The organism is Terriglobus aquaticus (genome assembly GCF_025685415.1).
GTDB lineage: Bacteria > Acidobacteriota > Terriglobia > Terriglobales > Acidobacteriaceae > Terriglobus > Terriglobus aquaticus.
Genome location: NZ_JAGSYB010000001.1, coordinates 1,936,354 through 1,960,084 on the forward strand (window position 1 = coordinate 1,936,354; position 23,731 = coordinate 1,960,084).

The following is a 23,731-nucleotide window of genomic DNA, read 5'->3' on the forward strand; positions in this document are numbered from 1 at the left end:
AGTGGTCCGCCGTGGTCGTGTATCTTGCAAGGGACCGCGCCTTTGCACGGCTGGAGTTCCGTTTGCCCAAGTTCGCAGCAATCGACATCGGATCCAATTCATGCCGTCTGGCCATTGCCGAGGTTCAGCAACACAAGCTGCACATGCTGCACGAAGACCGCGAGGTAGTGCGGCTGGGCGAAAGCGTGTTCGAGACGGGGTTGATCTCACCCGATGCGATGGCGACCACGATTCGCGCGCTGAAGCGGTTCCAGAAGGCCGTGCAGACCCAGGTGGTGGATCGCGTGCGCGTGGTGGCGACCAGCGCAATGCGCGATGCGCAGAATGCGAGTGCGTTTACGGCCTGGGTGAAGAGCGAGCTGGGATGGAACGTGGAGGTGATCAGCGGGCTGGAAGAGGGCCGGCTGATTCATCTGGGCGTGACCACGCATGAGCCGGGAGCGCGCGGACGCTGCCTCTTGATCGACCTGGGCGGCGGCTCGTGCGAGATCACGTTGTCAGAGAACGGGCGCGTGCAGGAGATGGTGTCGCTGCCGCTGGGGTCGGTACGGCTGCAGCAGGAGTTTCTGCACACCGATCCGCCGAGCCGCGAAGAGCAGAACCAGTTGAGGACCTACATCGACCGCGAGCTGCGCAAGCTGGAGCGCAAGTTCGGGCCGCAGGCGCCGATCCCGCTGGTGATCGCGACGAGCGGATCGGCGGCGGCGCTGGCGGAGGCGAGCACGGTACTGGCCGAGTCGAAGCCGGCGAAGTCCAAGGGCAAGACCTTGATCAAGCTGCCAGCGCGCAAGCCGCGCAACTTTGCCGCGCATGAACTGCGGTCGGCGCTGCGACTGGAACCGCTGACGGCGAACACGCCCACGGTTCGTGCCCTGGCGGCGCAGCTGGTGACGATGACGAACGAGCAGCGCATGGCGGTGCCGGGCATTGGGCCGAAGCGCAGCGAGATCATCATTGGCGGAGCGTTTGTGTATGCGGAGTTGCTGGAGCGGTTGAAGCTGAGCGGGTTTCGCTACTCGCCGCTGGGCCTGCGCGACGGCATCCTGGCGCAGATGCTGGCCGACGTGGACAACCGCGCTTCGGTGCATCGCGCCATCGAGCAGGAGCGGTGGAACGGCGTGCTGGAAATCTGCAAGCGCTACGCCGTGGACATGAAGCGGGCGGAGCCGGTGCGCAACGACGTGACACGGCTGTTCGACGATCTGCAGCGGGTGCATACGCTGTCGCCGGAGTTCCGCGAGTGGCTGGCAGCGGCGGCGATGATGCAGGGCGTGGGGCGGTACGTATCGCACCAGGGACATCACCGGCACACGCACTACCTGATCGCGAACTCGGAGATGTTCGGGTTTTCGCCGGCGCAGCGCGCGCTGGTGGCGGCGATTGCGCGGTACATGGGCAAGAGCCGGCCGGTGGCGATGGATAAGCCGATGCGGGCGGTGCCGGTGGAGCTGCACACGTCGGTGATGCAGTCGGTGGCGTTGCTGCGGCTGGCGGTGGCGCTGAACCAGGACCTGGCGAGCGATCCAGTGCGCTTTACGAGCAAGGTCTACCCGAAGCGGGTGCTGCTGCAACTGCAGGTGCGGCGCGGGTCGGCGGAGCTCGAACGCTGGGCTCTGCGCAAGGAGAGCGCTTACTTTCGCGAGGTCTTCCGCCGCGACTTGGACGTGGAGCTGGCGTAGAGCTTGCCGACGACGCGCGGGTCCAGCATCCACTGCAGCATGGCGGCGCCGCGATCGAGGGTAAGGCGGGCGATGGCGCCCTTGCGCAGGCGCACGGCGGCGGGACGGCGCTCGCAGTCTTCCTGCGCGGTGGCGGCGGGTTGCAGCAACAGGCCGAGGAACTGGACGAGGTTGGGGCTGTGGCCTACGACGAGAAGCGACTCGTAGCCGCTGCATTCAGCGAGAAGCTTCTGGAACTGGGCGAAGGTGGCCTGCGGGGCGAGAGCGTCGGAGAGCAGAATCTTCTGCTCGTAGCCGGTCTCTGTGCCGACCAGCGATGCGGTTTGCAGGCTGCGCTTGAGCGGGCTGGACACGACCAGGTCGAAGGCGACGTTCATGCTGGAGAGCGTGTTGCCCAGCAGCAGGCAGTCGCGCTTGCCCTGCTTGTCGAGCGGGCGGCGCACATCGAGGACCGGGTTGGCGCGGCGCGTTCCGGCGGAGGCGTGCCGCATGACGTACAGATTCATCCCTTTGATTCTACCGAGGCGGTGCCGCCGGTGCCCTGGTAGATGCCCGGGTCGGGCATGCCGAGGGAGGGCTGCTCGGGTTCGGGGTTGGGGATCGGGTCGCCGGGAATGGAGGGCAGGATCTCATCATCCGGGAAGGGTGGGTAGGACGGGACGGCTTCGTCGATGGGGTCGGCGTCGGTTGGGTAGAGATCACTCATGAGCGATTGGATGTCCGTTGGCCGGGTCGGCGTCGGCTGAGAGCTGCCAGAGTTCGGAGCGGAGGATGCCGCGGAGGCGCGTTTGCAAGGCGATGCGGCGGAGGCCGGCGGACTGGAGAGCGGCGGCGTAGTCGGGCAGGGTTCGGACGCGCAGGCCGGTGAGGAGGCCGAAGGCGGCGTAGAGCGCTCCGACGAGGAGCCGGGCGATGCCATGGAGGCTGCCGGGTGGGATGGCGAAGTCCGAGACCACCCAGAGGGCGGAGGGTGCGAGGCGGTCGGCAAGCTGGTGGGCGAGCGTGGAGCATTCGGCGTCGGAGAGGCAGTCGAGGAAGAAATGAGTGCAGACGAGGTCGAATGGGCCGTCTAGCAGAGCGCTGAGTGCGTTGGCGTGGAGGGTGGCGAGGCGGTCGGCGTTGCCCTGCTGCGCGACGCGGTTGCGGAGGCGATGGAGCATGGCGGCGCTGATGTCCACGGCGGTCGCATGGACGTGAGGGTTCGCGCGGAGGAGGGCGGCGGTGAAACGGCCGTCGCCATCGCCGAGCAGGAGGGCGCTGCGGGCTTGCTTGAGCTGTGGGAGGAAGGCGCGGCGGGTTCGGGAAAGCAGCGGGCCGAAGGTGAGGTACTCCATCCAGCGGTACGGGAGGGCGAGTTTGTCGAAGCCGCTCCTGGGGGCGCTGTCAGGGCCGCTCTGGGGGCCGCTGCCGCCGGCGGAGTGCGTCATCCGCGAAAGAGGGCGATGCAGGAGCCGATGACGAGCGCGGGCGCGACCAGGGCGACGTCGACAAGAGCTCGCCAGCCGAGCGAGCCGACGCGGGCGAGGGCGGCCTCGCGCCTGTGCCGCAGGACGAGCAAGAAGGCCAGGGCGAGGAGGCAGGCCGGGGTGATGGCGCGAGCCTCCGTAAAGAACAAGGGGAGCAGAGCGGCGGCGGTGCACAGAACGAAGACGATGCGGAGGCGTTGCGAGGGGGCTCGCAGGATGGCGCAGTTGGCGCGGCAGACTCCGCCAAAGGCGATGGCGGCGGCGGCAATCGGCCAACCAAGACCACCGTGGGCAGCGGCGGGAAGTGCCACAGCGACCGCGAAGAAGATGCCGACGGAGATGGCTTTCCAGCGGGCGGAGAGGTGCAGGAGGTGAACGACCGCGGCATAGAGCAAGAGGGGCGCGGTGAGCAGGACCCATGCCTCGATCAGGGCGTGCGGCAAGAGGGCGACCAGAGCGAAGCCGAGCAGCGTGACCGCAACTCCTGCGATGAGGAAGGCGCGCGCGTGGTGGCGGTACAGGTGGAACAGCGCGTCGTGCGACGGGTTGGCTAGGGTCTCGTAGAGCGAGTCGCGGGACGGGGCGGTCCAGGCGGGCTGGTGACGGCGGGCATCGAGCACGCGATCGACCATGTAGACCAGCCAGACGGCGCAGGCCAGGTCTGCCGCCGCGGGCAGCGGATGCGGAACCCGGAAGATCTCTGCAAAGAAAAGCAGCCAGCAGAAGGCGACCGTGGGCGCGTCGAGGCTGAGCAGGTGCCAGGCCCCGAGCAGGCGAAGGGGCGCGGAGCAAGGCCGGGTTTCTGCGGCCAGGGTGGCCGCGGACGCGCCCACGGCTATTGCCTCCCGGGTGCGTCGACGGGTTCGGCGTGGGCGCCGCGAACCCAGAACTCCGGGTTGACTTCCGGGAAGAGGCTGTCTTGCGATTCGATAGCCGCGAGGGTTTCGAGCGCCGGGGCTTCCAGCGCACCGACGTCGCGCCAGACCTGCCACAGGCGGTGCAGTTGGCCGAAGGCTTCGTCGTGTTCGCGGAAGCGGCGCTCGGCGTAGTCGCGGGCGGCTCCGGTGGTCATGAGGAACTGCCAGTCGCTGGACTCGAGCAGAAGAAGTTCGCGGCACATCTGCTTGGCGAGGCGTTCGCCCAGGCCGCCGTCGCGCCAGGCACCGTCCGTGCAGAGATCGCGCAGGGCGTGCTCGGCGGCGTAGATGCGGGCGTAGGTCCAACTGGTGTCTTGGTTGAGCCAGACGCGGTGATCGCCGCCGGCACCCCAGGAGCCCTCGGGCAGGCGCAGGGGAGCGGCGGTGCCTTCGCGGTGGAGGTAGTCGGCAGAGGTGACTAGGCGCGGAGCGAAGGCGGTGACCGCGGACGGAGCGGCGGTCGTGGTGTCGGCTTCGGTTGCGGTGTCGGCGGCGGCGAGTAGGCGGGTGACTTCTTCGAGGAAGATCACGCCTTCGTTCCACCAGTGACCGAAGAGCTCGGCGTCAAAGGGCGCAGCGACGAGCGGGTCGCGCCAGACGCTGGCGGCGCCTTGAATGCTGTCGGTGACCAGGCCGATGAAATGGCGGGCGTGTTCGCGGGCCTGCTTCGCGGCGGCGTCCGGCTGGTAGGCGTGCTTCTGGTCCATGGCGACGCCGGGCCCGGTGACGCGCCAGTAGCGGTGACCGCCGGGCCAGCGCTTTTTGTGGAAGTCGAGATAGACACCGTCGGCCGGGTAGCCACCGTCGCCGCTCCAGACCTGATAGCCGGTGCGCGGGTCGCGCGGAAGGACGGCGACGCCGGAAGGGCCGTCACTGCCCTGCACCGCCCAGGCGCGATAGAGCTTGTCCGTGCCGCCAGCGGCGGGCGGTGCGGAGGGCAGGTCGCCAGTCATCATGTTGCTGTAGGGAGAGGCGAACTGGGCGCTCTGTTCGATGAGGTGCCCGTCGGCGTAGAAGAAGCCGAGCGAGCTTTCGGCTAGAGCGCTTTCGACGCCGATGCGGTGAAAGCCGGGGTAGGCCCGCGGATCGACGTCCGGCAGCAGCGGCACCTGCCAGTAGCCGGCGGGACGGTAGCCGCACTCCGGCAGCCAGACGCCCGCGGGTGCCGCGCCGAAGTGGCGGCGGTGCACGGCGGTGGCGACACGCCACTGCGCTCGCACGCTCTCGTCAGTGCCGAGGAGCGGCATGTAGCCGTGGGTGGCGGCACAGGTCATCAGGTCGATGCTGCCGCTTTCGGCATGGGCACGGAAGGCGGCGATCAGGTCGCAGTTCAGGGATTCAAAGAGGGTGAGAGCGGCCTGGTAGCGCTGCTGCCAGCCCTGCGCCAGCCAGCGCAGATGACCCTCGCCTGCCTGCGCGAAAAAGGATTCGTCTTCCTGGGCGAATTGGATCTTGCGGCGGAGATAGTCGGGGAACTCGCGAAGAAAGACCGGGTGCGCGAGCTGCTCAAGAAGGACGGGGGAGAGGTCCATGCTCCAGCGGGCGCGGATGCCGTCGGCGGCGAGGCGCTGCAGGACCTGGAGGAGCGGCAGGTAGGTCTCGGCGGCGGCCTCGTGCAGCCACTCCAGGCCATGCGGCCAGGTGCCGTGGTTGACCACGAAAGGCAAGTGAGCGTGCAGGTGGATGTTCAGAAAACCGCGCGTACTGGGCAAATCAGGGACTCTGCAGACTGACGGTCCGCGATCGTCGCCACTCCACAGAGACCATGCCGTGGCGGAAGCTGCTGACAAAGGCAGGGCGTCAGAGCCGCGCCGGCCAAACACCTTTCCAGTGTACGGCTAGAGGTAGCCGCAAACGCACGGAGGCCTGCCGCGATGCGACAGGCCTCTCATTGTGGCGCGCTGTTTACTGCCGGTTCAACACGGGGCCGTTGTCGGAGCCGGGACCGTTGCTGGTGTCGCGGTTGGGAACGCGGACGGTGAAGGAGTTGGTCGTCGAGAAGCGAACCACGGTCTCGCTGGGGAAGGAGACCTGCTCGCCGCGGGTGACGCCGTTGATGGCTGCACCCGTGCCACCGCCGGCGACGCTGCCGATGGCTGCGCCCTTGCCTCCGCCGAAGATGCCGCCGAGGATGGCTCCGCCTGCTGCGCCGATGCCGGTCTTGATGGCGGTGTTCTTGCCGCGGGCTGCGCCTTCTTTCACGACAGGGTCAGTGGAGATCGCGATCTGCTGACCGCGGCGGCTGATGCCGGTGAGCTGGATGCTGAGGCGCGACTGGCCCTTGAAGTGGCCAGCGTCCTTAGCGTCGACGACGGTTCCGGTGACGGCACTGCCGCGCGGCAGGACGACGACGCCGTCTTCGACGAGGTCAGTGGCGAGAGCGCCGCTGAAGGAATCGCCGGCATGGGCGTTGTCGCTATCCAGGGTTTGCGTGATGCGCACGGGCAGCGTGGATCCGGCGGGCACGGTGACGGTGCGGAAGGCGGGCGGCGGCGGAGCGGCCGGGGCTGTCTGCTGGGCGCGCTGGACAGGCGCAGGCGCGGGAGCGGGCTGGTATGCGGGTTGAGGAGCGTTGTTGGCCGCAGAGCGGACGATGGGCGCCTCGCGGGGAGCTTCACGGCGGGGCTCAACGCGGGCGCGCGGAGTGGGGCTGGGCTCCGGCTGGGTCATGGGCTGCGGTGTGACAGCAGTGGCGCTGACGGGAGGCGTGTTGGCCGCGACGGTGATGTCGTTGACTACCTTCTGCACGCCCTGGACGCTGGCGGCGTCGTTGGCGGCCAGCGTGCGGGCCGCGGCGTTGCTGACCTGGCCGGTGAGGGTGACGGTGCCGGAGGTGGTGGAGACCTGGATGGGTTCAGTGCTGATGGCGGAGTCACCCTGGAGGCGCGACTGGACGGCGGAGGTGACTGCCGGGTCGGCGACGGTGGGATTGCTCTGCTTGCAGCCGACCGGCAGCAACAGGGTCGCTGCCAGAGCGATGCCGGCGATGGCGGATGGGCCGCGGAACTTGTGTTGGACTGCTTGTACCATTGCTGTTTCCTTCCTGCTTCTGAACATTCGGAGACCGCGCCCTGTATAGACTCGGCGGCTTCTGAGAGGTTTCGCGTGGATCAGCGCTTTCCGGGTGTGACGGAGTTTTTCGAAGCGGCTGAAGGCGCACGATGCGGCTCTTCCTGGTTGAGTCAGATGCGATGGAGCTTGCTGCACGATGTCCCACCGGGGTCGTGTGGTGCGGTCCGGGAGCGCGGCATTGCGGCGCAAGAGCGCGTCCCGGCAACCGTGGGCATCCGGGTCGCATCCGTCCACACAGTCGCAATAGAAAAGCGGCGCGGCTGCAAATGCCGTAGACCGGTGGGAAGCCGGAGCTGGAAAAGGGGAAAGACATGGCAGACGAGAGCAGCAGCGGTTTGGGATGGTTCCTGGCGGGTCTGGGTATTGGAGCCCTGATCGGCGTGCTGTACGCGCCGAAGAGCGGCCGCGAGACCCGGGAAGACCTTGCATCCGGCGCACGCGATGTGACGGAAAAGGCCAACCAGTACGTGGCGCAGAGCAAGGACCAGATCAACACCTACGTGGCGCAGGGCAAGGACCAGTTGAACGACTACGTGGACAAGGGTCGCGACTACTACGAGAAGGGCCGCACGCAGTGGTCGCAGTATGTGGACAAGGGTAAGGACTTCCTGGCCGAGCAGCAGACAAAGCTGAACGGTGCGGTGGACGCGGGCAAGCAGGCTTACCAGGAGCACGCCGGCCAGAACTCCTAGGCCGTTGCATGTGCTTGAACACGGAAGGAAGCCGGCGATGCGTCGCCGGCTTCTTCTCTCGCCCGCGCGTTCTGTGCGGGTGTTTCTTCTGACCAGGAGCTTTCATCATGCACGCCGTCCCGACCACGCTCGCGCTGTTCCAGGCGCCCACCTATGCCATGTCCGACGGGCAGTTTCATACGCTGCTGTGGTTCACGGGCCTGATCGCGTTCTGGCTATTTTTGCAGGCGGTGGCGCTGGTCGCGGTCGCTTTCATGGTGGTCAAGCTCCTGAAGACCATCAACGAATTCACCACGCGCATGGAAGGCAAGGCGCTGGCGATTACGGACCGGTTCGAAGGCAAGATGTACCCGCTGGTGGATAACTTCCAGGACCTGATGAACGACACCGTCCCCAAGATCAAGCGGGTGACGGAGAGCATTGCGGACACCACGGATGTATACCGCGCCAAGCTGGCGCAGGTGGATGCGCTGATCAGCGACACCGCATTGAAGGCAAAGAAGCAGAGCGATCGCGTGGACGGCATGGTGACGAGCACGCTAAACGCGGCCGGCAACATTGTGGGGCGCGTGGAGCATGCGGTGCTGACCCCGGTCAAGCAGGCTACGGCAATCTTCAGCGGCCTGCGGGCAGCGGCGACGAAGCTGGCAGATGAGTACTCGCAGCCGGAAGAAAAGATGCCGCGTGCCGCGTATGCGGAAGCGTATGAACGGTCGCGCGCGACGGGTGAGCATACGCCGAAGCCGGTCGCGTTTGAAGGGGAAAACATCTACACCGGGCTCGAAGACGACTACCACGCGTAGGCGGTTCCGGGACTAGGAATGGAAAAGGCCGGGCTTGTGCCCGGCCTTTTCTGCTGCGGTGATCTGTCGTGGCTAGACTTCGCGGAAGAGGTCTTCGCGCGGGTCTTCGGGGTTGAGGCGGGCGAGTTCGCGGAGGATCTCCTTCGAGCGCTCGTCCTGGATCTTTGGGACGACGATCCGGATCTCGACGATCTGGTCTCCGCGCATGCCTTCCTTGGCCGCCGAGGCGACGCCCTTCTCGCGGAGGCGCAGCTTCTGGCCGGTTTGCGTGCCGGGCGGGATCTTGAGCTGGGTGCGGCCGTCAATCGTGGGGACGTCGACCTTGGTGCCGAGCGCGGCCTCAAACGCCATGACCGGCAGGGTGACGCGGATGTCGTCACCGGTGCGGGTGAAGACGGGGTGCGTGCCTGCCTTGATGATCAGGTAGAGGTCGCCCGCGGGAGCGCCCTTGGTGCCGGCGTTGCCCTTGCCGGCGAGTCGGATGCGCTGGCCGTCGCGGGTGCCGGGCTTTATGCGGAACTCCAGCGGGTCACGGCGCGTGACCGTGCCTTCGCCGTGGCAGGTGGGGCACGGATCGCCAACCTTGCCGCTGCCGCCGCACATGGGGCAGGCGGTGTTGAACTTCATGCGGCCGCTCATCTGCTGCACCTGGCCGGTGCCGTTGCACTGCGGGCAGGTGTGCGGTGTGCCGACGGTTCCCTGCCCCTTGCAGGTGGAGCACAGGTCGTTGCGCTGGATCTCAATGCGGGCAGTGCCGCCGCGAATGGCAGTCCAGAAATCGACCTGGACCTGGTACTCGAGGTCGGTGCCGGGCTGCGGGCCACGGGCTTCCACGCCGCCGCGGTTGCCGCCAAACATGCCGCCAAAGATGTCTTTGAAGGAGGAGCCGAAGCCGCCGCCGGCCTGCTGCTGCGACGCGCGACCACCACCGCCGCCGCCCTGAAAGCCGGAGAAGTCGAAGCCGCCGAAGTCGAACGGGACTCCGCCCTGTGGGCCTGCGCTGCCGCGGCCTCCGGTGTAGACGTCGCCGCTGTAGCCGCCGCGCGCGGCTGCCTCAGCCTGCGCCGGGTCAATCGAGTCGGAGTAGAAGCCGAGCTGGTCGTAGACCTTGCGCTTCTTCTCGTCGCTGAGGACGTCGTTGGCTTCGGAGATCTCTTTGAACTTCTCCTCGGCCTTCTTGTCGCCCGGGTTGACGTCGGGGTGGTACTTGCGTGCGAGCTTGCGAAAGGCCTTGCGGATGTCGTCCTGCGAGGCCGTTTTTTTGACGCCAAGGGCGCCGTAATAATCCTTGTTTTGTGGTCCTGCCATGGTTTCCTGTATCGCCGTCTTTACCAGATTAGATGAGTGAAAGTCACGCAGGAAGCGCTTGACAGGATGCTCAATCTTCCATGAGCGCGGAGGCGCGCTTGCGACCGGCGGCGCCGGGTTTGGCGGCTTCGCGGTTGGCGCGCAGGCTGGTGCCGTGGGCGTAGGCGGTCTTGTTTTCGGCGGCGGTGGTGTGCTGGTCGTTGGGGCACCAATAAAGGGTGCGGCCGGCCAGGTCGCGGCGGAGGATCTTTTCGCCGCAGAGGAAGCAGGGCTTGCCGTGGCGACGGTAGACGTAGTGCTCTTCTCCGCGTGGCGCGGGTTCCTGCTTCGAAGGGCGATCGGCGCGTTTGGTGCAGACGATACGGCGGTCGACCATGCCCGCTTTGAGCAACGGGATGGAGTCTTTCCAGATGGCCTTCAGGGTTTTCAGGTCCATGGCTTCGCCCGGTGTGAAGGGGTTGAGGCGATGGCGGAAGAGCAATTCGGCGCGGTAGATGTTGCCGATGCCGGAGATGATCTGCTGATCCATGAGCAGCTCGGCGATAGGCTTTTTGGATTTGAGGATGGCGTCAAAGGCGCGCTGCGGGTTGTCGTGGTCGCCAGGCTCGTGGGCGAGCGGATCGGGGCCGAGGCGGTCGAGCAGAGCCTGCCACTTCTCCTTGCTGTAGACGCTGCAGTCGGTGGGACCGCGCAGTTCGCACCAGTCGACGTCTTCGGGTGGAAAGGGCTGGGTGCCGTCGTCTTTGGCGCAGGTGAGGTTGTGCGGCTGGCCCTTGACGCTGCGCGCAGGTTTGCCGCTGCCGGCGCGCTGCAGGATGGCACGCAGAGCGCCTTTGGGTTCGGGTAGCGGGCCGCAGCCCTCGGTGAAGTCGCCGAACCGGCCGAGGTGGATGTGGAGGTAGAGATCGTCACCGAACTCGTAGCCGAGGTGCTTGCCGACGGCGTGGACCTCGCGCAGCTTTTTGCCGTCGACGAGGTGGGCGTCGCTGAAGCGGTGGTTCGGGCCCGGCAGGACGTTCAGCCGACGGCCGGCAAAGGCGGCGTTGTGGCGCGCGGCCCAGCGATGTACCTCATTCCCCTCGGGCATGGTGCGGATGACCTCAAAGGCATGCGATTCGAGGCGGAGGCGATGTGTTGTTCGGCACCGGAGCACGAGGGGGGATGGAGCGTGCCGGATTTCACGGCGTGGAACCAAGTGGGCGCCCGTTTCAGGTGAGCCCGGTTGTGCGCTGGCTCTAGGCTCCGGTTCTGGGCAGCGTCTCCTGCACGTGCAGCACGGGCTTGCCGTGGAAGAGGACGTGCTGCTTGAACCAGCGCATGATCGGCAGGTCGAGCCAGAGATAGGCGAGGGAGCCGACGGCGAGGGAGATGGCGACAGTGCCCAGCTCCGACAGCACTGGGCTGGGAATGCCGAGTTTGACCAGAAGCATGGGGCTGAGCTGGCCGCAGAGGCCGTGGAAGAGGTAGATGGCGTAGGAGGCGTCGCCCAGGAAAATGAGCCACGCCGGGATGTGCGGCAGGCGGCCTTCGAGCGAGGCGGCACCGTACACAACGAGCGCGGCGGGAATGCCCTGCACCCAGGCGGTGTGGATCTCTTTGGGCCAGACGGGTGGCAGGAGCGCGAAGAGAGCGTAGAGGCCGCCGACAACGGCGAGCCATGCCAGCCAGGCTGGAAGGCGTTTGCCGCGGAGGATGGCGAGGGCGACGAGCATGCCGAAGAAGAACTCGAGGACGATGCTCTGTGCGTAGAAGGTCCACGCGGTGCCCGCGCCCTGGATGTGCAGGAAGTCACCGGCACTGAGGAAGAGGAGTGGAAGACCGACACACAGGAAGACGTTCGCGCGGAAGAAGAGGGCGATGGTGAAGAGGAGATAGAAGAACATCTCCATGTTGAGTGTCCAGCCGACATTGAGCACGGGCTGGATGTCTCCGAGAGCATTGACCGACGGCAAGAAGAAGACGGCTTTGCTGATGGAGGCGAAGGAGAGATCGCTGGTGAGGTTTGCCGTGGCGTCGAACTTGAGCAAGACGACCTTGATGAGCGTGGCGATCCAGTAGAGCGGGACGATTCGGGTGAGACGGCGTTCGGCGAAGATCTTCCAGCCGTCGCGCGTACCTTGCAGCCGCTGCGTGGAGAGCACGATGACGAAGCCGCTGAGAACGAAGAAGAGATCGACACCGTTGGAGCCGCAACGCCAGATGGGCGCGAAGAACACGTGCAGGCGCGTGAAAACGAAGACGGTGGCGTGATACATAACCACGGCCAGCGCAGCGATGGCGCGAAGCACCTGGAGCCCCACGTATCGCTGAGGCGCTCGCATGTGCTGGTTCCTCTTCATGCTTCATGACGATTCTACGGGAGCCGGGTGAGCGAGGAGTGGGGCGAGGTCGCCGACAATCGCTGTGCGATCAGAGAGCCGCTGCTGCTGAGGGTCGAATCTGTTTTGCGATGTTCCGCCGCTTCGCTACAGTTTTGCCATGCTGACGAAATTCGCTTGCTCTATTGCCGTGCTGGCCAGCCTATTGCCGATCGCGCGCGCGGAAGACACAGTGGCGCAGATCCAGAGTTTTCGCAAGGACATGGAACAGGAAGCGAAAGACCCGCACGGCTACCTGGCGCTGGTCGCGCTGCAATGGCTGCCGGATGGTGAGACGACGGTAGGCTCGGATGCTTCGAACAAGCTTCGCCTCGCTGGGCTGCCGGCCCATGCGGTGATCCTGCGGCAACGGGGTGGGCAGGCTTCGCTTGCGGCACCGGGCGGCCATTTCGATGCTTGCGTCAAGGTGAACGGCCAGCCCGCGCGCGAGCAGGCACTGGCACCGGACTCTTCAGGAAAGCCTGACGAAGTCACGTGTGGCGACATTGGAATGACGGTGATCCTGCGCGGCGATCGGCTGTACCTGCGCGTGCGCGATGCGCACAGCCCGACGCTGCGCGCGTTCCATGGACTGCGATGGTACCCCATTCAGAACGCTTATCAGATCACGGCCAAATGGGTGCCTTACCCGCAGGAGCATGCACTCGCGTTCAAGAATGTGCTGGGTCAGAGCTTCAACCAGAAGACGCCGGGGTATGCGGAGTTCCAGGTGGATGGAAAGACGGTGCGGCTGGAGCCGGTGTCGGTTTCTCCGAAGCAGATGTGGTTCATCTTTCGGGACGAGACCAGCAGGACGGAAACCTATGGCGCGGGACGGTTCATGTATTCGGCGGCGCCCAGCAACGGCGTGGCGAAACCCGGCACGGTGCTGCTGGACTTCAACACCGCATACAACCCACCGTGCGCATACACGCCCTTCGCTACTTGTCCGCTGCCTGCGCCGCAGAACCGGCTGAGTGTTGCGATTCCTGCGGGTGAGAAGCGGTACCACGAGTAGAACCGGCGATCTGCGGGTGCAGGGCTAAACAAAAAGGCGCGCCGTGGAGGCGCGCCTTGAATTGCAGAGCGAGTGCTTAGTTCCAGACGTGCTGGATGGGCATGGGCTCAATGCGCAGAATGGTGTCGGGGCGCACGCCGTACAGCTTCTTGGCGAACTCGCGTGCCTGCTCTTCCGATTCAAAGATGGTCTTCTCGTGGAGCTTGCCGGCGACGTACTGCTCGCACTTCCAGATGGTTGTGTTGGTGTTGATGTTCATGTGGCCTGTTCCCCTTCCCCGACCGGTTTTGCTGTGGTGCTCGAATGTGTCCTGCAAGATTAGACACCGGTGGTGCCGCGGAGTTGCAGACCCGCTGGAGACTCTATGGAAAGCATCCGGACTTGTGACGGTGCTACGAAAAGATTCGGAGGAGACCGGAACGCGGCGGCACTGTTGCGGCTCGCCTGCGCTCCGGCTCCAACCTGTTGCGCTTCAGCAATTGCGCTGAGCCTCCACACTCAACGCATCTGCTGTTTGCTGCTATCCCGCGAAGGGGTGGTGTTGCTGACCCGATCGGTTACTTCGCGTCCACGTACTCGGCGTCGATCACGCCCTCTTCGGGCTTGGTCTCTGCCGTGGTGCCCTCGGCTGCAGCCGCACCATCGGTGGGCGCCGCGTTGGACTTGTACATGGCTTCGGCGAGCTTGAAGCTAGCCTGTTGCAGCTTCTCGTGCGCGGACTTCAGTTCTGCGGCGCTCGGAGTTCCACCGAGGGTGCTCTTCGCGTCGGCCAGGGCAGTTTCTACCTGTCCGCGCTCATCGCCGCTGATCTTGTCACCGTTCTCACGGAACATCTTCTCGACCTGGTAGACGAGCGAGTCAAGCTGGTTGCGGGACTCGATCTCGTCACGCTTCTCCTTGTCCTCGCTGGCGTGCGCTTCAGCTTCCTTGGCCATGCGCTCCACCTCGTCCTTGCTGAGACCCGAAGAGCTGGTGATGGTGATCTTCTGGTCCTTGCCGGTGGCGTTGTCCTTGGCCGTGACGTTGAGGATGCCGTTCGCGTCGATGTCGAACGTGACCTCGATCTGCGGCACGCCACGCGGAGCCGGCGGAATGCCACTCAGCTTGAACTTGCCCAGCGTACGGTTCTGACCCGCCATGGGACGCTCACCCTGGAGGACGTGGACCTCAACCTCGGTCTGCGAATCGGCAGCCGTGGAGAAGGTTTCCGTCTTCTTGGTCGGGATGGTCGTGTTGCGCGGGATCATCGGCGTCGCGACTCCGCCCATCGTTTCGATGGCCAGGGTCAGCGGCGTCACGTCCAGCAGCAGCAGATCCTTCACCTCGCCACCCAGAACGCCACCCTGAACCGCAGCGCCGATGGCGACCACTTCGTCCGGGTTCACGCCCTTGTGCGGCTCCTTGCCGAACAGCTCCTTGACCAGAGCCTGCATGCGGGGCATGCGGGTCTGACCGCCGACGAGCACAACCTCATCGACCTGCGACGCGGTGATGCCGGCGTCTGCCATGGCCTGCTTGCAAGGGCCAACCGACTTCTGCAGCAGATCTTCCACCAGCGACTCGAACTTGGCGCGGGTCAGCTTGACCACCAGGTGCTTCGGTCCGGTCGCGTCTGCCGTGATGAAGGGTAGGTTGATCTCGGTCTCCATGGTTGTGGAGAGCTCGATCTTGGCGCGCTCGGCCGCGTCCTTCAGGCGCTGCAGGGCCATTTCGTTGCCCTTGCCGCGCAGGTCCAGGCCTTCCTGCTTGCGGAACTCGTCGATCAGGAAGTCCACCAGGCGCTGGTCGAGGTTGTCGCCGCCCAGGTGGGTGTCACCGTTGGTGGCCTTGACTTCGATCACGCCTTCGCCGACTTCGAGCACGGACACGTCGAACGTACCGCCGCCAAAGTCATAGACCACGATGGTCTCGTCCTTCTTCTTGTCGAGGCCGTAGGCGAGAGCTGCCGCCGTGGGCTCGTTGACGATGCGCTTGACGTCGAGACCGGCGATCTTGCCGGCGTCCTTGGTCGCCTGACGCTGCGAGTCATTGAAGTATGCCGGAACGGTGATGACGGCCTCGGTCACGGACTGACCCAGGTAGTCTTCGGCGGCCTTCTTCAACTTCTGCAGGATCATCGCGCTGATTTCAGGCGCGGTGTACTCCTTGCCCTGCGCCTCGATGGCGATGTTGTCGCCCTTGGCGACGACCTTGTAGGGCACCATCTTCATCTCGTCGTTGACTTCGTTCGGGCGACGGCCCATGAAGCGCTTGATCGAGTAAATGGTGTTTTCCGGGTTGGTGATGGCCTGGCGCTTGGCGACCTGACCAACCAGGCGTTCGCCGCTCTTGGTAAAGGCGACGACGGAAGGGGTCGTGCGACCGCCTTCTTCGTTGGGGATCACCTTGGCCTCGCCGCCTTCCATGACGGCGACGCAGCTATTGGTGGTTCCCAAGTCAATTCCAATAATTTTGCCCACGTTGCTTCTCCTCCGGACAGGCTTTGCCACCTGTCGATGCTGCTAAACCCTCGACTTCGGTCTCTCAGGCATGTTCAGGATCACATGTGAGTGACTTCTTGTCAACTATATGATGCGTCGGACGCGCAAGGGATGCAGGCGATAGCCCGCCGCACGTCAGATCACGCCAGAAGTCATGTAAGTTGCGAGGTATGCAGCGCAAGCAAGGCGGAGAGCGGGCCGGTACGATCCGTAGACTGTGGCTCGCGCTGCGACTGGCCTATGCACGATGGATGCGCAAGCGGCCATGCACCCTGTGCGGTAAGCCGAGCGGAACGAACCGGAAGTGTGCGGAATGCGAGTATCACGCGCACATGGACCGGGCCGCTCCGTAGAGGTGTTGGATGCCGAGGTTTTGCCGGCGAGCGAACTCCGTTTGAAGCAAAAGAAAGCCCCCGGGTACCCGGGGGCTTCTGTATGGGGCTGTGCTGCGCTTAGGCCTTCTGGAAGCGGCGACGGGCTGCGCCCGCGACGCCGAGGATTCCCGTGCCAAGGAGCATGAGGGACGAGGGCTCCGGAGTGGGAGCGGCCGTGCCGGTCAACGAACCGCCGAAGTCCAACGATCCGGGCCCACCGGTGTTGGTCAGGGCGAAGGTGATGGTGTTCAGGCCTGCGGTGAAGTACGAGGGCAGCAGGTCGACGCTCGTGACGTAGTAGTAGTAGGTGGAAGCATTTGGGGTGTAGACCGAGACGCCGTTCACGAAGATGGTGGCGAAATCGTCAGCCGAGAACTGGACCGAGCCGGTGTACGACTCGTTCCCCAGCAGCGTGAAGCTGTTGGTGTAGTAGGTGGTGTCGACTGCCTGGTTGCCAGCGGCGTTGGTGGAGACGTAAACGCTGCCGGGCTGAGCGGTCGGGTATGCATAAGAGGGGTTGGAGACCTGAACCGCGGCCGTGCCGGTGTAGGAACCCGCCAAGGTGGAGCCGTAGGTGGTTGCGGTGGGCGAGGAACCGAAGGTGACGGTGTCAGCGTGCGCAGCCACGGGGGCGATGACGGCGGAAGCCGCGAGGAGAGAAGAAAGAAGAAGACGCATGTTCTGATTGCTCACTTTTGGGGATGGACTGAGTGTGCTTAGTTGTTGTAGTAGGCAATTTCCGCGCGCGCGAGGTCAACCGCGCTTGTCGGCAAAAAGCCAAATTTGTTGATGATGTAGCGGAAATCGGATACGGGCGACATCGCTGCGCCGAAACGCGACTTCCTGGCAGGATTTGCATGATAAGTGCGTAAAGCCTGGCGTTTAGCCGGTGCGGCGACGTGCAGGTTAGGGATTCGGTGTGGAAGATGTTCCGCTCGACGGCGCAGTCCCGTTGCCGCCCGACGAGCCGGATTGCGGACCGAAGGTGCCCGATGGGCCGAAGGTAGAGGACGGGCCGAAGGTGCTGCCTGAGCCAGGGGCAGTTCCGCTGGAGTTGTTACCGGAGCCGTTCATGCCGGAGGTGCCGAGGCTGCCGCTGCCGCTCTGGCCGACGGAGCCGCCGAAGATGCTGACGCGCTGGCGAAGCAGCCAGGTGCGGTGGTCGTAAAGGAACTCCCAGTCTTCGATGTTGGCGGAGCCGTTCCACTCGACCAGGCCAGGCCCGGTGGCATTGCTGCCGACACCGACGATCATGCCCTTGCTGCCCTGGAACTGGGTGGCGTTGGTGCCGCTGCCGGAGGTGGAGCCGGAGCTACTTGAGCCCGAGCCAAAGGCAGAGCCAGAGGTTCCAGGAGTGGAGCTGCCGGACGATCCTGAGCCGAAGCTGGAGGTACCGAGGCTGAAGCCGCCGCCGCTTCCGGAGGTGGCGCCGCCCAGGCCGCCAGCGGCAGGTGCGCTGCTCGCCCCACCCGCGCCGGTGCCGATGCCGGAGGCGTTGCCGGCGAGAGCGCCGAGGCTTCCCTGCGCGAAGCCTTCCAGGGGCTCGCCGAAGAAGCCTTTGACCTCGGTCTTGGCCTCGCCGAAATGGATGAGACGGTAGTCGCCGCCGGTGAGCGGGTCTTTGTACTGCTCGCGAAGGAAGTGCTGGTTGTTCTGGCTGAGGAGCTGGTCGACGGAGGTCGGGTAGCTGTTGAACTTGAGGTAGTAGTTGTGGATGGCGCGGACATACTGCTGCGCGCGGTGCTCGGATTCGACTTCTTTGTCACGCTCGAGCGAGCGGGCCACCGTGGGGGCGGCGACGGTGAGCAGCAGCGCAATGATGAAGACGGCGACGACCAGGGCGATGAGCAGGAAGCCCTCTTCCTGTGGGTGCGCCGGGTTGGATCGCGTGGTCACCGATGCCTCTACTGCTGGACGAGTGGCAGGGTTTGCGTGTTGTTGTTGGTCAGGTCGGTGACCTGGGCGGAGTTCCCGGTGATGGGGCCGACCCGGTAGCGGCGGCCCACGATGTCGCCCTCGGTGGCGAGAAAGACGTCGTCGCCCTTGAGGAAGAAGGCCTGACGCTTGCCGCCGCGGCGCTGCTCGGTGCCGAAGAAGCGCAGGTCAATGGGAGGCGGAGGCGGCGGGCCGGTGGGGATGGACTGGACTGGCGCGATGCGCACGGGGGCAATGGGCTTGGGGATAGAAACAGTTTTGACCGCGGCTTGAGAGCCGGCGAGGAAGATGTTGCGGCCGCTGCCGGTGTACAGGAGTGCCTCGGCGGCCTGCATGCCTTCAGGGTGCAGGGTGGGATCGAGCGCGGCGCTGGAGACGTGGGCCGCGACCGGGCTGGGAGTGGCGGGACGCGCAACGGTGACGGGCGCAGGCGCGGGCGAGGGTGTGTCGCTGCTGCTGCCGGCGAGCTCGTAGATCATGGTGCCGAGCGCCAGGACGCCCAGGGTGCCGGCCAGGATGAGCTTTTTACGGTCTTCGGTGCCGATCTTCACTGGGTGCCCCCGTTCCCGGAGGAGCTGTTTGCCTCCGCGGTGGCCAGGCCCGGCATGGGTTCGCGCAGATAGGTGCTGATGCGGAGGCGAAGGCTTACCTGCCCGCCCTGCTGGCCGTTGAGCGTGATGTTTTCGATCTGGAAGAAGCTGCGGTCGCGCTCGAGGCCGTTGATGAAGAGCGCAAGCTGCCGGTACTCGCCGGTGACGGAGGCGTCGAGCCGGGCCGGCGTGAGGCCGTTGCTGGGCGCGGCGGTCTGGTACTGTACGCGGCTGAGGCGGACGCCGGTGCGGTCGCGGAGTTTGCCGAGTTCGGCGGCGACGTCGGCATAGCCGTAGGGCAGGCGGTTGCTGTAGAAGTCCTTCACCTCGGCTTCGGAGGTGGCGAGCTTGCCGTCGAGACCGCGCAGCTTGCGGGCGGCGAGATCGGCGGCAAGCTGCTGGGCGCGGGCCTGAGCGATCTGGTCTTCGCCGCGGGCGCCGGCGGCGGAAAAAGCGAGAACGAGCTGGACGGCGAGCCAAAGATTGAAGAGCAGAAGCAGCGCCGCGGCGGCGATATGCACGTTGAGCGGCGACATCCAGGCGCGGAGCTGGTCGAGCCGCTGCGCGCGGGCGGTGGGGGGCGAGGCAGTCTGGGCTGGGTTCACCGGGATCGTGCTCACGGGCGCGCCGCCTTGCGGGTTTGGGTGGCGGGCACGGCGGCGGAACTGGTGTCGTCGCTCGAGGTTGCGGCGTCTTCGTCGGTGTCCTGTGCGGCCGTATGGTGGGCGGCACGTTCGCGGACGCGCAGTTGCAGCGGATTGTAGCCGGCGACGATGTCGAAGTCGGTTGGGGGCGGGCCTGCGTTGGCGGTGCCGCTATTGCTATTCACCAGGGCGGTGGGATTGCTGTTGGCGGCCTGGGGACCGTTGAGGTACGCGGCTGCCATCTGCACGCCGGAGCCAGACTTCTCCTGCGCCTGCTGGGTCTCGCCGACCAGGCGGGGGGCGAGGAAGCGGTGCGAGCCCTCAAGATTGCGGATGAGCTGGACGGAGCGTTCGCGGGGACCGCTGACGCGCATGCGAATGTTGACCTGACCGTTCGAGGCGATCTGGGGGTCGATGCTGGTGACCTGGAGGCCGCTGGGCAGGACTTCTTCGAGGTCCATGAGAACGGCGGTCCAACTGAAGCTCTTGCGCGTGTAAAGGGCGTTGAGGAAGTCGATCTGTTGCAGGACGGCGGCGTTGGCTGGCTGACGCAGGCGGGCCTCGTTGCGGGCGCGCTCGGCGTTGAGCGCGGCGGTCCGGGCCTGGATGGATTCGAGCTCGGCCTGTTGCGCGCGGGCGGCTGCGGAGCGGCCGTGGAGCCAGAGGAGCAGCGCGGCGGCGGTGAGGGCGAGCACGGCAATGGCGACGCGAAGCTGGCGGAAGACGCGGTCGAGCTGAACGTAAGGCCGGGTGGCCAGATTGATGGTGATCCGCATTTAGGCCTGTGCCCTCCAGCGGCGGGCGACAGGGCGCACCGCGGTGCGGGATTCGTTGCGCAGGGCACCGCGAAGGCCAGCGAGCAAGCCGTGCGGAACCGGTGTGGTCACCGTGGGTTGCAGGTCTTCCGGCTGAAGAAGCTCGCGCGCGGTGAGACCGGAGCCATCGAGGAGTTCTCCGATCTGGTGAGCGGTGAGGCTGCCGGCGGTGAACACGGAAGAGGGCGGCGCGGCAAGCTGGTCTTCGTAGTACGCGGCGGCAACGGCAACGGCGCGTTGGATTTCGATGGCTGCGGAGTAGGTTTCAGCCTCAACGAGGTCCCGGGCGGGGACGAAGCTTTCGACCACCGGGCCTTCGTCGACGGCGACACCGGCGAGGTCGTCTGCGCCGTACTGGCGAGGCTCGGCCGCGGCGGCAAAGGCGGCTTCCGCGGGAAGGGTGGGCACGACGGCGACGGCGGTGTCCGGCGGCAAGGAGGACGGCTCAGCGAGCGCGGCGGGCACGGTTTCGAGTGTTCGGTGCAGGAGGAGTTCGCCGCGGCGAACGATGGCCGTGGTCATGGTGTCGGTGCTGCAGTTGACCAGCAGCGCCGCGGCGGCGGAGGCGCCGGGTGCGGCTTCGTCGATGGCCCCTACCACGGCGAGGGTGCTGGGAAGGACGGCGCCGGGTTCAAAGCCGGCATCGCGCACGGCTGCTTCGTATTCCGCGAGCACGAGCAGCGGGATGGCGACGGTGAGCACCTGAAGCTGGCGGGCGCGGTCAGTCATGACCTGGTAGCTGATCTGAGCGGCGTCGACCGGGAACGGCAGGAGGCGCGAGAGGCGGAAGCGGACGACGGCGAGCGCCTCATCGGAGTCAGTGGGCAGCGCGTCGAAGTCGAGCAGGATGACGCGGACCGCGGCGTCAGGAACGATGAGAGTGACGTCGCGCAGCTTGCCCTGCTGGAGTTGGGTGAGCACCTGGCGGACGGCGGCGGAGACGCGCGCCGGATCGTTCAGGTTGCGGTCGCGGAGGCCGGGCTGGACGGCGAAGCGTGGGAGCTCGGCGCGGGCGACCTGGGCCAGGATGCCGGACGCGTCGGCAGCACGCGCGGCGAAGACGCCCTCGGGGCGGATCTCCACGGCGAGGCGCGGACGGGTCTCGAAACTCGATCTCGGGATCAGGGACGGCATGCAGGCGGACAGATCTAGGCTACATGCTTTGAGACGGGATTCCGGGTGAGTTGAAAGCGACCGGGTTAGGTGGCGGGTTCCGGATCGGCAAGGAACTGCGCCAGCGCGCTGTTGCAGGCGGCGGTGGCGTCCTGCTGAACCCAGTGGGAGACGCCGGCGAGGTCGACGCGGGTGAGGTTGGGAGCGAACTCTTCGGTGCCGTGGGTGGTGGCGTAGGAGAGTGCGACGTCGGCCATGCCCCAGATGAGCAGCACCGGGACCGTGATGGGCGGGAAGCCGAGGCGGAGCTGACGCCGAAAGCCGCCGCGAAGGAAGGCGCGGTACCAGTGAATCATGGCGCGGGCAGCGCCGGGCTGCGCGGCATTGGCGGCGCAGAGGTCGAGCAAGTCGCGCGGGAACGTGGCCGGCGAGGTGGAGGAGCGGAGCATCATTTGGCGGACGGGCGCACCGCCGCGGCGGCTGAGGAGCCACTCCGGCAGCCACGGGATTTGGAAGAAGAGCATGTACCAGGAGCGAAGCATCTGGCCGGGGTTGCGGCGGAGCTCGCGGGCGAAGCAGACCGGGTGCGGGACGTTGAGGATGGCGAGGGCGCGGAGAGGACGAATGCGGCGGGTGGCGAAGGTCCAGGCGACGAGCGCGCCCCAGTCGTGCGCGATGAGGACGACTTCGGGGGCGCCCGAGGCGTCGATGAGGGCGGCGACGTCGGCCATGAGGTGCTCGATAGCGTAGTCGGAGACGTGCGGCGGGCGCGAGGTTTTGCCGTAGCCGCGCTGGTTTGGCGCCCAGACGCGATAGCCGAGTGGGGCGAGCGCGGGCATCTGCTGGCGCCAACTGTCGGCGACTTCGGGGAAGCCGTGCAGGCAAAGTGCGAGACGCGGGCCGGTGCCGCAGGTGAGGACTTCGAAGCGAAGGCCGTTGGCTTCGATGAACTCGGTGTGGACGGGTGGTTGCGGCATGGTGAGCTTCCCTGCCCTGTGTGATGCGAGGCGTTCGGGATGCTGCGCGGTCAGGCCGACGTTTGTGGCGGCTTCGGCGCTGCGCCCTGCTGCGCGAACTGCTTTGGGGAGCAGCCGGCGACGCGGCGGAATGCCGTGCTGAAGGCGCTGGAAGACTGGAAGCCGACCGCGAGGGCTATCTCGCCGATGGTTTGTGTGCCGTAACGGAGCTTGTCCTTGGCGATGGCGATGCGCCAGCCGGTGAGGTACTCGATGGGGCTGACGCCCATGACCTCCTGGAAGCGCACGGCGAAGGTGGAGCGCGAGACGCCGCAGAGGCGGGCAAGCGCCGCCACGGTCCAGGCGCGGGTGACCTGCCCATGCATCGCGATGAGCGCTTGCGAGATTACGGGGTCGGCCAGGCCCGCCAGGAGCCCTTTCGTCTTTGGGTCGAGTCGCGGCACTTCGTTCCGCAGCACCTCCAGCAGCGTGAGTTCGATGAGGCGACGGACGATGAGGTCGCTGCCCGGTCCGGGGGATTGACCTTCGGCGTCGTTCAGGGTGAGCAGCGAGCGGATGCGCCACGAGGTCTGCTGGCCGGCCGCCACGTGGAGCGTGGACGGGAGCAGGCTCCATAGAAGGGCTTCGTTCGCCGTGTCGAAGACGAAACGACCGCAGCGGAGGACGACGCGTGGACCTGTAGCTTCGCCAAGGACGAGTTCGGTGCTGCCCGTGGAGGAGACCAGGGCTTCACTGTCCTGCGGGTGGAGATCAGGATCGGTGGTGAGAGAGAACGGCGATGAGGTGCGGATCAGGGCGAAGTCGCCGGTGTTGAGGAAGCGCGGTTCGGCGTCGGGACGCGTGAGCTGGAGTTCGCCTGTTTCGACCCAGCAGAAGAGGAGGTCGTCGCGCTTGCGGAAGGAGAGGGCCCAGCGACCGGTGCCCTGGATCCGTCCCCACAACGTGGCGCGCGGCCGGAGCAGGCCGATGAGGTCGGCGAACGGGTCCATGCGGAATTGGACGAACTGTAAACGATCTCGAACTTTGAAGTATCGAAAGTTTGAGTGCCGATGCCTAGCCTCGAAGAGAGCCGTTCGCTGCGGTGAACGGTTCGGACTTCAAACAGCATGCAGAGGTGAGGAGATGGCGTCGAAGGCAGTCGAGATCTATAAGCAGTACGTTGAGGCGTGGTCCGCCATTTCGGAGGAGGAGCGTCGCTCCATTCTGGAGCGGGTTGTGGATGCGACGTGAGCTATCGCATTCCGCGGATGGAGGGAACGGGACACGCGATTGTGATCGAGGACATGCAGGAGTTTCAGGCGAAGTTTCCGGGCGGCAGGTTCGCCTTGCGCAGTGTGTCAGAGCATCACGATGTGGCCCTGATGGAGTGGCAGCTGATTTTGCCGGACGGGACGCCAGCGGTGCTCGGACACGATGCGGTGCGAGTGACGGAAGGCGGAAAGCTGGGGCAGATCGTCACGTTTGCGCCGTCGACACCGGAGGCGTAACGAC

At 66.0% G+C, this 23,731-nt stretch carries 24 protein-coding genes; 5 read left to right on the forward strand and 19 right to left on the reverse strand.

All coding sequences use genetic code 11. The annotated features are described in order from the left end of the window. Window positions 1-62: 62 nt before the first annotated feature. Entirely contained in the window at window positions 63-1,679 is a 1,617-nt protein-coding gene (locus tag OHL12_RS08035; RefSeq protein WP_263413307.1) for a Ppx/GppA phosphatase family protein, read from the forward strand. On the opposite strand, the gene OHL12_RS08040 is transcribed toward OHL12_RS08035, so the two are convergent. From OHL12_RS08040 to OHL12_RS08065, 6 genes are all read right to left on the reverse strand, one after another. Further along, window positions 1,631-2,185, reverse strand: coding sequence for a SixA phosphatase family protein (locus OHL12_RS08040; RefSeq protein WP_263413308.1), 555 nt, complete (start codon window positions 2,183-2,185; stop codon window positions 1,631-1,633). The two genes, OHL12_RS08035 and OHL12_RS08040, sit on opposite strands and share 49 nt — an antisense overlap. Next, window positions 2,182-2,385, reverse strand: coding sequence for a hypothetical protein (locus tag OHL12_RS08045; protein WP_263413309.1), 204 nt, complete (start codon window positions 2,383-2,385; stop codon window positions 2,182-2,184). Before OHL12_RS08045 ends, OHL12_RS08040 begins: the two co-directional genes overlap by 4 nt. Beyond that, window positions 2,378-3,106: a class I SAM-dependent methyltransferase gene (locus tag OHL12_RS08050; RefSeq protein WP_263413310.1), complete on the reverse strand. Its 729-nt coding sequence runs from the start codon at window positions 3,104-3,106 to the stop codon at window positions 2,378-2,380. Before OHL12_RS08050 ends, OHL12_RS08045 begins: the two co-directional genes overlap by 8 nt. Beyond that, window positions 3,103-3,978, reverse strand: a complete 876-nt coding sequence (locus OHL12_RS08055) for a hypothetical protein (RefSeq protein ID WP_263413311.1) — start codon at window positions 3,976-3,978, stop codon at window positions 3,103-3,105. Before OHL12_RS08055 ends, OHL12_RS08050 begins: the two co-directional genes overlap by 4 nt. A 2-nt stretch (window positions 3,979-3,980) precedes the next feature. Further along, entirely contained in the window at window positions 3,981-5,774 is a 1,794-nt protein-coding gene (locus tag OHL12_RS08060; RefSeq protein ID WP_263413312.1) for a 1,4-alpha-glucan branching protein domain-containing protein, read from the reverse strand. 193 nt (window positions 5,775-5,967) lie between these two features. Then, on the reverse strand, window positions 5,968-7,092 hold the full coding sequence (locus OHL12_RS08065) for a BON domain-containing protein (protein ID WP_263413313.1): 1,125 nt from the start codon (window positions 7,090-7,092) through the stop codon (window positions 5,968-5,970). A gap of 353 nt (window positions 7,093-7,445) precedes the next feature. On the opposite strand from OHL12_RS08065, the gene OHL12_RS08070 reads away from it, so the two are divergent. Both OHL12_RS08070 and OHL12_RS08075 read left to right on the forward strand, forming a co-directional pair. Continuing rightward, window positions 7,446-7,826 (forward strand): YtxH domain-containing protein, encoded by a 381-nt coding sequence (locus OHL12_RS08070; protein ID WP_263413314.1) that lies wholly within the window; start codon window positions 7,446-7,448, stop codon window positions 7,824-7,826. A gap of 107 nt (window positions 7,827-7,933) precedes the next feature. Further along, on the forward strand, window positions 7,934-8,629 hold the full coding sequence (locus OHL12_RS08075; RefSeq protein WP_263413315.1) for a hypothetical protein: 696 nt from the start codon (window positions 7,934-7,936) through the stop codon (window positions 8,627-8,629). A gap of 72 nt (window positions 8,630-8,701) precedes the next feature. Here OHL12_RS08075 and OHL12_RS08080 read toward each other — a convergent pair whose 3' ends face one another. The 3 genes from OHL12_RS08080 to OHL12_RS08090 form a co-directional block, all read right to left on the reverse strand. After that, the gene (locus OHL12_RS08080) at window positions 8,702-9,937 is read right to left on the reverse strand and encodes a J domain-containing protein (RefSeq protein WP_263413316.1); all 1,236 of its coding nucleotides are present in this window, start codon (window positions 9,935-9,937) and stop codon (window positions 8,702-8,704) included. 70 nt (window positions 9,938-10,007) lie between these two features. Beyond that, the gene (locus OHL12_RS08085; RefSeq protein WP_263413317.1) at window positions 10,008-11,024 is read right to left on the reverse strand and encodes an Fpg/Nei family DNA glycosylase; all 1,017 of its coding nucleotides are present in this window, start codon (window positions 11,022-11,024) and stop codon (window positions 10,008-10,010) included. Window positions 11,025-11,172: 148 nt separating this feature from the next. Continuing rightward, window positions 11,173-12,258 carry an acyltransferase family protein gene (locus OHL12_RS08090; RefSeq protein ID WP_263413318.1) on the reverse strand — a complete coding sequence of 362 codons (1,086 nt, stop codon included), beginning with the start codon at window positions 12,256-12,258 and terminating at the stop codon, window positions 11,173-11,175. Window positions 12,259-12,415: 157 nt separating this feature from the next. Between OHL12_RS08090 and OHL12_RS08095 the strand changes: the two genes are divergently transcribed. Beyond that, on the forward strand, window positions 12,416-13,312 hold the full coding sequence (locus OHL12_RS08095; protein WP_263413319.1) for a DUF1684 domain-containing protein: 897 nt from the start codon (window positions 12,416-12,418) through the stop codon (window positions 13,310-13,312). Between the two features lie 76 nt (window positions 13,313-13,388). On the opposite strand, the gene OHL12_RS08100 is transcribed toward OHL12_RS08095, so the two are convergent. The 10 genes from OHL12_RS08100 to OHL12_RS08145 form a co-directional block, all read right to left on the reverse strand. Continuing rightward, window positions 13,389-13,571 (reverse strand): hypothetical protein, encoded by a 183-nt coding sequence (locus OHL12_RS08100; protein WP_263413320.1) that lies wholly within the window; start codon window positions 13,569-13,571, stop codon window positions 13,389-13,391. Window positions 13,572-13,869: 298 nt separating this feature from the next. Continuing rightward, on the reverse strand, window positions 13,870-15,801 hold the full coding sequence (gene dnaK, locus OHL12_RS08105; RefSeq protein WP_317889811.1) for a molecular chaperone DnaK: 1,932 nt from the start codon (window positions 15,799-15,801) through the stop codon (window positions 13,870-13,872). Window positions 15,802-16,244: 443 nt separating this feature from the next. Next, window positions 16,245-16,844 (reverse strand): PEP-CTERM sorting domain-containing protein, encoded by a 600-nt coding sequence (locus OHL12_RS08110; protein WP_263413322.1) that lies wholly within the window; start codon window positions 16,842-16,844, stop codon window positions 16,245-16,247. Between the two features lie 228 nt (window positions 16,845-17,072). Further along, window positions 17,073-18,062: a type IV pilin protein gene (locus OHL12_RS08115; protein ID WP_263413323.1), complete on the reverse strand. Its 990-nt coding sequence runs from the start codon at window positions 18,060-18,062 to the stop codon at window positions 17,073-17,075. Between the two features lie 8 nt (window positions 18,063-18,070). Further along, window positions 18,071-18,652 carry a hypothetical protein gene (locus tag OHL12_RS08120; RefSeq protein WP_263413324.1) on the reverse strand — a complete coding sequence of 194 codons (582 nt, stop codon included), beginning with the start codon at window positions 18,650-18,652 and terminating at the stop codon, window positions 18,071-18,073. Beyond that, entirely contained in the window at window positions 18,649-19,311 is a 663-nt protein-coding gene (locus OHL12_RS08125) for a GspMb/PilO family protein (protein WP_263413325.1), read from the reverse strand. The genes OHL12_RS08120 and OHL12_RS08125 overlap by 4 nt, the downstream gene beginning before the upstream one ends. Then, window positions 19,308-20,111 (reverse strand): PilN domain-containing protein, encoded by an 804-nt coding sequence (locus OHL12_RS08130; protein ID WP_263413326.1) that lies wholly within the window; start codon window positions 20,109-20,111, stop codon window positions 19,308-19,310. Before OHL12_RS08130 ends, OHL12_RS08125 begins: the two co-directional genes overlap by 4 nt. Beyond that, a complete protein-coding gene (pilM, locus tag OHL12_RS08135) occupies window positions 20,112-21,284 on the reverse strand; it encodes a type IV pilus biogenesis protein PilM (RefSeq protein WP_263413327.1) in 1,173 nt (390 codons plus the stop codon). A gap of 65 nt (window positions 21,285-21,349) precedes the next feature. Next, a complete protein-coding gene (locus OHL12_RS08140) occupies window positions 21,350-22,240 on the reverse strand; it encodes an alpha/beta fold hydrolase (protein ID WP_263413328.1) in 891 nt (296 codons plus the stop codon). Window positions 22,241-22,290: 50 nt separating this feature from the next. Next, a complete protein-coding gene (locus tag OHL12_RS08145) occupies window positions 22,291-23,229 on the reverse strand; it encodes an AraC family transcriptional regulator (protein WP_263413329.1) in 939 nt (312 codons plus the stop codon). A 237-nt stretch (window positions 23,230-23,466) separates the two neighbouring features. Here OHL12_RS08145 and OHL12_RS08150 point away from each other — a divergent pair, with 237 nt between their 5' ends. After that, the gene (locus OHL12_RS08150; RefSeq protein WP_263413330.1) at window positions 23,467-23,727 is read left to right on the forward strand and encodes a hypothetical protein; all 261 of its coding nucleotides are present in this window, start codon (window positions 23,467-23,469) and stop codon (window positions 23,725-23,727) included. Window positions 23,728-23,731 lie beyond the last annotated feature (4 nt).

Coding starts and splice junctions, on each gene's coding strand:
- OHL12_RS08040 (WP_263413308.1), bottom strand. CDS start 2,185: ATGAATCTGTACGTCATGCGGCACGCCTCCGCCGGAACGCGCCGCGCC.
- OHL12_RS08045 (WP_263413309.1), bottom strand. CDS start 2,385: ATGAGTGATCTCTACCCAACCGACGCCGACCCCATCGACGAAGCCGTC.
- OHL12_RS08050 (WP_263413310.1), bottom strand. CDS start 3,106: ATGACGCACTCCGCCGGCGGCAGCGGCCCCCAGAGCGGCCCTGACAGC.
- OHL12_RS08065 (WP_263413313.1), bottom strand. CDS start 7,092: ATGGTACAAGCAGTCCAACACAAGTTCCGCGGCCCATCCGCCATCGCC.
- OHL12_RS08070 (WP_263413314.1), top strand. CDS start 7,446: ATGGCAGACGAGAGCAGCAGCGGTTTGGGATGGTTCCTGGCGGGTCTG.
- OHL12_RS08075 (WP_263413315.1), top strand. CDS start 7,934: ATGCACGCCGTCCCGACCACGCTCGCGCTGTTCCAGGCGCCCACCTAT.
- OHL12_RS08080 (WP_263413316.1), bottom strand. CDS start 9,937: ATGGCAGGACCACAAAACAAGGATTATTACGGCGCCCTTGGCGTCAAA.
- OHL12_RS08085 (WP_263413317.1), bottom strand. CDS start 11,024: ATGCCCGAGGGGAATGAGGTACATCGCTGGGCCGCGCGCCACAACGCC.
- OHL12_RS08090 (WP_263413318.1), bottom strand. CDS start 12,258: ATGCGAGCGCCTCAGCGATACGTGGGGCTCCAGGTGCTTCGCGCCATC.
- OHL12_RS08095 (WP_263413319.1), top strand. CDS start 12,416: ATGCTGACGAAATTCGCTTGCTCTATTGCCGTGCTGGCCAGCCTATTG.
- OHL12_RS08100 (WP_263413320.1), bottom strand. CDS start 13,571: ATGAACATCAACACCAACACAACCATCTGGAAGTGCGAGCAGTACGTC.
- OHL12_RS08110 (WP_263413322.1), bottom strand. CDS start 16,844: ATGCGTCTTCTTCTTTCTTCTCTCCTCGCGGCTTCCGCCGTCATCGCC.
- OHL12_RS08130 (WP_263413326.1), bottom strand. CDS start 20,111: ATGCGGATCACCATCAATCTGGCCACCCGGCCTTACGTTCAGCTCGAC.
- pilM (WP_263413327.1), bottom strand. CDS start 21,284: ATGCCGTCCCTGATCCCGAGATCGAGTTTCGAGACCCGTCCGCGCCTC.
- OHL12_RS08140 (WP_263413328.1), bottom strand. CDS start 22,240: ATGCCGCAACCACCCGTCCACACCGAGTTCATCGAAGCCAACGGCCTT.
- OHL12_RS08145 (WP_263413329.1), bottom strand. CDS start 23,229: ATGGACCCGTTCGCCGACCTCATCGGCCTGCTCCGGCCGCGCGCCACG.